Raw genomic sequence first — 3,099 nt, 5'->3', positions numbered from 1 at the left:
TTTAAGAGTAGGGTGCATCCTCTATTATGATATAGAGGTATACATTTATATAAAAGGAATTGGGATATATTCCTTTTAATAAAGCACCATAATGTGTTATACTGCAGGGTAGTAATACTCTAATTGGTGATATTAATTCCGGTATGAATAAATGTTTTGTAATTGAACCCTTCTTAAAAGTAACTAATCTTACAATTAAAAGAGAGCATGTGGAATATAAGCTGGAAGAGGCTTTAAATTTAGCGAAATCTTTAGATGAAGTAGAAGTATTAGGTGCAGAGATTCTTAATATATCAAAAATTAATACTGCATATTTTATTAGTTCAGGTCATTTAGAAGTATTAAAAACTAAAATAACTGCCTTAGAAATTACGCTAATAATAATAGATTATCCCATTTCTGCAATTCAGCAGAGAAATTTAGAAAAATATCTTAATACTAAAGTAATAGATAGAACTGCTTTAATAATACATATTTTTGCTAAAAGAGCTCAATCTGCAACTGGAAAAATACAAGTTAAATTAGCAGAACTAAGCTATCAGAAATCACGATTAGTTAAAGCTTGGAGTCACTTAGAACGGCAGAGGGGTGGTGGTGGATTTATTGGAGGTCCCGGAGAAACTCAGAGAGAATTAGATAAGCGAATGATAACCGATAAAATAATTATTTTAAAAAAACGCTTAAAAGAGGTTGCCGAAACTAGAGAATTACATAGAAAATCCAGAAATAAGGTACCCTATAAAAGTATTGTTTTAGTAGGGTATACTAATGCAGGAAAATCTACACTTTTTAAATCCTTAACAAATGCTAAAGTATTTGTTAAGGATTTACTCTTTGCAACTTTAGATCCTACAATTAGAGTTCTAAAATTTAAAAAACATAAAGAAAAAGCTACAATTGCCGATACAGTAGGTTTTATTTCTGAATTACCGCATCAATTAGTTGAGGCTTTTAAATCTACTTTAGAAGAAGTGGTTACTGCAGATTTAATTTTACACATTATTGATGTTTCTAATAGTAATTATGAGAATCAAAAGCAGGCGGTAAAAACAGTTTTACAAGAATTAGGTATTCAAGAATTAGAATATAACCAAAAAGTAATAGAAGTCTATAATAAAGCGGATAATCTTAACTTAGCAACAAGTAAATATTTTACTAATTTATTAGCCTTAGAAAATAATGCTATATTAGTGTCAGCACAAAACGGTAAAAATACAGAATTACTTTTTGAAAAAATATCTAATACCTTATTTACCAAAGAATATATTACTAAAAGCCTGATTTTAGCAAAAGAAGATGCGGGTATTGGAGCAGATATTTATAATTATGCTATTATACAATCTAAAACATTTGATGAAAAAACTTATAATTCCACGCTAACAGTTTTAATATCAGAAAAAAATTGTCAATTATTTTTAAAAAAATATCCTCATATTAAATTTATATAGACTTCTATAGCTTTATTGTGCATCAGTTTTAATAAGATTTATATCAAAATAAGTTGTGGTACTCGGACCAATAGGTAAATTAAAGACAAATACCCATACATATAAAAAGACAGACCATAATACTAGTAAAGCTATAGAATAAGGTAGCATTACAGACATAAGATTTCCTAAACCAAAATTCTTAACGTATTTATTTCCTGCAAATAAGATTAAAGGAAGATAAGATAATAGAGGGCTTATAATATTAGTAGAAGAGTCTCCTATTCTGTAAGCCAGTTGTGTTAATTCTGGTGAAATTCCTATTAACATAAACATAGGAATAAAAATAGGTGCTAATAATGCCCATTTAGCAGAAGCCGACCCCATAAATAAATTAATGAATCCTATAATAAACACTAAGGCTACTAAAAATAAAGAACTGCTCATCCCGATAGATAGCACTAATTCAGCTAAAGATACCGATAAAATAATTCCTAACTTAGTATAAGAAAAATAATTTATAAATTGTGCCATGAAAAAAGCTAAAATTACATAACTAGATAAGGTAACAATAGATGATTGCATAGCATCTACAATATCTTTCATATTTTTAAACTTTTTAGTAACAAAACCAAAAATTATACCGTTCCCAACAAAAAAGAGAAAAATAAAAGCCACAATACTTTGGAAGAAAGGAGAAGAGGTAAGAGTCAGGGTTTTCTGATTGAGTAAAATACCTTTTCCGGGATATACTAGAAGAAATAAGATTACAAAAAAGCTTAAAGAAAATATGCCGGCTAATCTTAAGGCTTTTTTCTCATTGGGGGAAATTTCCTCAAAAACTTGTTTTACATCAAGATCATCAAGAGGTTTATAAGATCCTAACATTGGTTCTATAATTCTCTCGGTTACTAAAGTTCCTACTGCAGTTACTAAAAATACTGAGGCACACATAAAATACCAATTAGCTTCTGCCCCTACTTGATAGGTTGGTACTAAAAATTTTGCAGACTCCTGAGTAATACCAGCTAATAATGGGTCTATAGTACCTAATAATAAGTTAGCACTATATCCGCCTGACACACCTACAAAAGCAGCTCCTAATCCTGCAATGGGATGTCTTCCGAATCCGTAAAAAACCATAGCTCCTAAGGGTATTAATACAATATATCCGATATCAGTGGCAATATTAGACATCACACCGGCAAAGATTACTATCACAGAAATAAGTTTTTTAGGGGCCACTTTAACTAATGATTTTAAAGAAGTCTCCATAATACCTGATTTTTCTGCAATACCTATACCTATAAAAGAAACTAGCACAGTTCCGAAAGGAGCAAATAAAACAAAATTAGAAATCAGAGTGGTTAAGATATATCTAATACCATCAGCATTTAAAAGACTTTTAGAAAAAATTAAACCATCTGCACTGCGTCCCGGTGTTCCTAACGGTCTGGGGTCGTTTACTGAAATACCTAAGAGTTCAAATAAAAAACTTATCCCAATGACTAATAGAATAGCATATACAAAAAGTATAACAGGATGAGGTAATTTATTACCTGCAGACTCTACAACTTTTAAAAATCGTATTAGGAGAGATTGTTCTTTGGGAGTATTAGTTAAGTTAGTATTCATTGCTGTTTCTCCTAAAATATTATTATTAAAGTAATTC

The 3,099-nt window shown here is 29.9% G+C and carries 2 protein-coding genes; one reads left to right on the top strand and one right to left on the bottom strand.

Annotation, left to right across the window (positions count from 1 at the left end; translation table 11 throughout):
- Positions 1-143 precede the first annotated feature (143 nt).
- Positions 144-1,448, top strand: a complete 1,305-nt coding sequence (gene hflX, locus ACQCX0_RS01215) for a GTPase HflX (protein WP_462562300.1) — start codon at positions 144-146, stop codon at positions 1,446-1,448.
- Positions 1,449-1,460: 12 nt separating this feature from the next.
- Here hflX and ACQCX0_RS01210 read toward each other — a convergent pair.
- The coding region (locus ACQCX0_RS01210; protein ID WP_462562299.1) for an AbgT family transporter at positions 1,461-3,099 on the bottom strand (1,639 nt) is incomplete at its 5' end.

The organism is Candidatus Hepatincolaceae symbiont of Strigamia maritima (genome assembly GCF_055505085.1).
This window is presented reverse-complemented; position numbering and strand designations above follow the sequence as displayed.